Raw genomic sequence first — 3,371 nt, 5'->3', positions numbered from 1 at the left:
CCGCCTGACGCCGCGCTGCTCGCCGCCTTCCTGCGCGGCGCGGGCCTGCCCGATGCGCGGATCGAGAACCCGGCCGCGATGATGCAGGAGCTCGGCGCCGCCTTCCGCGCCACCGTCTCCGGCCTGCGCGCCGTGCTGATCGCGCGCGCCGCCATCAAGGGCGAGTTCCGCATCGAGCAGACGATGATCCGCGCGAAGGGCAACAACCCGCTGAAGTTCTCGGCCGACGACGACGACGCGCTGGCCGCGATCTTCGGCGCCCGCCGCGCCGGGATGCCCCCCGCGCAGGCGATCGAGGAGGCGCTGCGCGACATGCGCCTGCACGAGCTTGCCACCATGGCGGCCATGCAGTCCGCCGTGCGCGACATCCTGAAATGGCTCGCGCCGGAGGAGGCGATGGCCTCGGCCGGCGGCGGCCTCGTGCCGATGCAGAAGAAGGCGCGCGCCTTCGAGGCCTACGAGGACCTCCACAAGGGACTCGTCGCGGCGCTGGCCGACGACTTCGACAGCGTCTTCGGCAAGGCCTTCGCCCGTGCCTACGAGGAGGCGCTGCGCGAGATCTCGGCACGACCGGAGGACCGATGAAGACCACACGCCGCGCCGCCCTGGCTTCGCTCGCCGCGCTTGCCGCCTGCGCCAGCCCGCCGCCGCCCCCGCCCTCCATCGTGCTGGAGGTCGAGGGCGGAGCGAACCAGAACCCTGACCCGACCGGCCGGCCGTCCCCGGTCGCGCTCAGCGTCTTCTTCCTCAACGCGACCGCCCGCTTCGAGCGCGCCGACGTCTTCGCGCTGACCGAGCGCGAGCGCGCGACGCTCGAGAACGACAGCGCGGGCTCCGAGCAGTTCGTGATCGGGCCGGGAGAGCGGCGGACGATCAACCGCGAGCTCCGGCAGGGCGTGCAGGCGATCGGCATCGTCGCGCTGTTCCGGGACGTGGATTCGGGCGCCCGCTGGAAGGCGGTGCAGGCGATCGCGCCCAGCGGCTCGACGACGATCCGGGTCCGGCTGGACCGCAATACGGTCACGGCAACGACCGGTTGATCGGGTTGTCCCTCCGCTTCGCTCGCTGCTAGCGTGCTCGCGGAAGGGTGAGGGGGTGGGCGTGATGGTGCGGGCGGCATGAGCTGGACGAGCCGCGTCCTGTGGCAGGAAGGCATGTTCCTGCGCGCGCAGCATTTCCAGCAGCAGGACCGCTGGCTGGACAGCCTGGTGCGCGGCGTCTTCCGCCCGCTGCGCCCCTATCCCTGGGGCGTCACGGAGCTAACGCTGGACCGCGACCTGCTCGGCACCGGCAAGTTCGCGGTCGCCAGCTGCTCCGGCGTCTTCGAGGACGGCACCGCCTTCTCCATCCCCGCGGAGGCCGACCACCCGACCCCGCTCGAACTGCCCGACAGCGCGCGCAACCAGCTGGTCTTCCTGGCACTGCCGATCCGCCAGCCCGGCGCGCCGGAGGTGGCGGGGCCGGAGACGGAAGGCCGCCTCGCCGCGCACAGCTTCGGCGCCTACGACACCCATTCCGCCGCGCCCCAGCCGGCCGAGCTGCAGGTCGGCAAGCTGCGGCTGCGCTACATGCTCGAGAGCGAGGAGCGCAGCGGCTACCATTGCATCGGCCTGACCCGCGTGGTGGAGGTCTCGCCCACCCGCCAGGTGCAGCTCGACGAGCGCTGGATCGCGCCCGCGCTTGCCGCCGGCGCCGTCACGCCGCTGTCGGGGCTGCTGTCGGAGCTCGCCGGCATGCTGAACCAGCGCGGCGAGGCGCTGGCGGCGCGGCTGACCGCGCCCGGCTCGCGCGGCGTCGCTGAGGTCGCGGACTTCCTGCTGCTGCAGTCGATCAACCGCTGGCAGAAGCTGCTGATGCACTGGTCGGAATCCGGCGCCGTGCATCCGGAGGATCTCTACGCCGCGCTGATCCAGATGGCCGGCGAATTCGCGACCTTCACCGAAACGACGCGCCGTCCCGGCAGCTACCCGCCCTACCGGCACGAGGACCTGCAGCGCAGCTACGCGCCGGTCGTCGCCGACCTCCGTCGCTCGCTCTCGGCGGTCATCGAGCAGGCCGCGGTCTCGATCCCGCTGCAGGAGCGCAAGCACGGCGTGCGGGTCGGGCCTCTGACCGACCGCGGTGTGCTGCGCGCCGCCTCCTTCGTGCTGTCGGTGCAGGCCGACATGCCGGCCGAGAACCTGCGGCGGCTCTTCCCCGCGCAGGTGAAGATCGGCGCGGCGGAACACATCCGCGAACTCGTCACCTCGGCGATGCCGGGCATCGCGGTGCGGCCGCTGCCCGTCGCGCCGCGGCAGATCCCGTTCTACGCGGGTGCCGTCTACTTCGAGCTCGACCGCGGTGCGCAGCATTGGCAGCTGATGCAGAACTCGGGCGGGTTCGCGATCCACGTCTCGGGCGACTTCCCGAACCTGAAGCTGGAACTCTGGGCGATCCGCGGCTGACGCCGACGAAAAGGGGAGGGGCAGGGTGAGCGACAATCCGTTCGGCGAACCCGACGACGACCGCACGGTCATCCGGCCCTCGCCCGGCGGGCGTGCGGCACAGCCGCAGCAGCCGCCGCAGCCGCAATTCGGCCAGGGCTTCCCGCAGCAGGCCGCGCCGCCGGCGCCGCCGATGGCGGCGGCACCGGTGGACATGACGGTGGAACTGCCGAATGTCGGCTCCTCCGCCATCGTCGCCGCGGCGCAGCCGCTGCTGCAGCTGGTCGCGCGGCTGCGCAACACGCTCGGCCAGCCCGATGCGGGCGACCTGCGCGAGCGCGCGGTCGCCGCGATGCGCCGCTTCGAATCCGACTGTCGCGCCGCCGACATCCCGCTCGACCAGCTGCGCCCGGCGCACTACGCGCTCTGCGCCGCGCTCGACGACGTGGTGCTGAACACGCCCTGGGGAAGCCAGGGCGCCTGGGCCGCGCGCTCCCTCGTCAGCACCTTCCACCAGGAGGTCCAGTCGGGCGAGCGCTTCTTCGCGCTGCTGCAGAAGATGCAGCAGGTGCCCGGCACCTTCCTGCCGGTGCTGGAGCTCATGTATCTCTGCCTCGCGCTCGGCTTCCAGGGCCGCTATCGCCTCTCGCCGCGCGGCCCGGCCGAGCTCGACCGCGTGCGGGAGGAGCTGCACGCGATCATCCAGCGCCAGCGCGGCGCGACGCCGGATCCCGAGCTCTCGGCGCGCTGGCGCGGCGTCGCCGCGCCCTACCGTCCCGCCAAGCCGCGCGTGCCGATCTGGGTGATGGGCACCGGCGTCGCCGCCGTGCTCGCGGGCCTCTTCGTGTGGCTCTCCGGAGGGCTCGAGGATTCGACCGACGGCCTGCTGTCGCGCGCCATGGCCGCGCCGCCGGCGCAGATGCCGCAGATTGCGCGCGTCGCGCCGGT

4 protein-coding genes are annotated in these 3,371 nt (G+C 72.9%); all 4 read left to right on the top strand.

The window, feature by feature from the left end:
- Window positions 1-585: type VI secretion system-associated FHA domain protein TagH (gene tagH, locus L2I40_RS20845; protein ID WP_237217089.1), on the top strand; the 585-nt coding region annotated here is incomplete at its 5' end.
- On the top strand, window positions 582-1,040 hold the full coding sequence (gene tssJ, locus L2I40_RS20840; protein WP_237217088.1) for a type VI secretion system lipoprotein TssJ: 459 nt from the start codon (window positions 582-584) through the stop codon (window positions 1,038-1,040). The genes tagH and tssJ, both read left to right, overlap by 4 nt.
- A gap of 78 nt (window positions 1,041-1,118) precedes the next feature.
- Window positions 1,119-2,444, top strand: a complete 1,326-nt coding sequence (tssK, locus tag L2I40_RS20835) for a type VI secretion system baseplate subunit TssK (RefSeq protein ID WP_237217087.1) — start codon at window positions 1,119-1,121, stop codon at window positions 2,442-2,444.
- Between the two features lie 25 nt (window positions 2,445-2,469).
- A partial coding sequence (gene icmH / locus L2I40_RS20830; RefSeq protein WP_237217086.1) for a type IVB secretion system protein IcmH/DotU occupies window positions 2,470-3,371 on the top strand: 902 nt, incomplete at its 3' end.

The organism is Falsiroseomonas oryziterrae (genome assembly GCF_021864505.1).
GTDB lineage: Bacteria > Pseudomonadota > Alphaproteobacteria > Acetobacterales > Acetobacteraceae > Falsiroseomonas > Falsiroseomonas oryziterrae.
Note: the sequence above shows the minus strand (reverse complement) of the source record. Positions and strands in the feature narration are given on the sequence as shown.

Coding starts and splice junctions, on each gene's coding strand:
- tssJ (WP_237217088.1), top strand. CDS start 582: ATGAAGACCACACGCCGCGCCGCCCTGGCTTCGCTCGCCGCGCTTGCC.
- tssK (WP_237217087.1), top strand. CDS start 1,119: ATGAGCTGGACGAGCCGCGTCCTGTGGCAGGAAGGCATGTTCCTGCGC.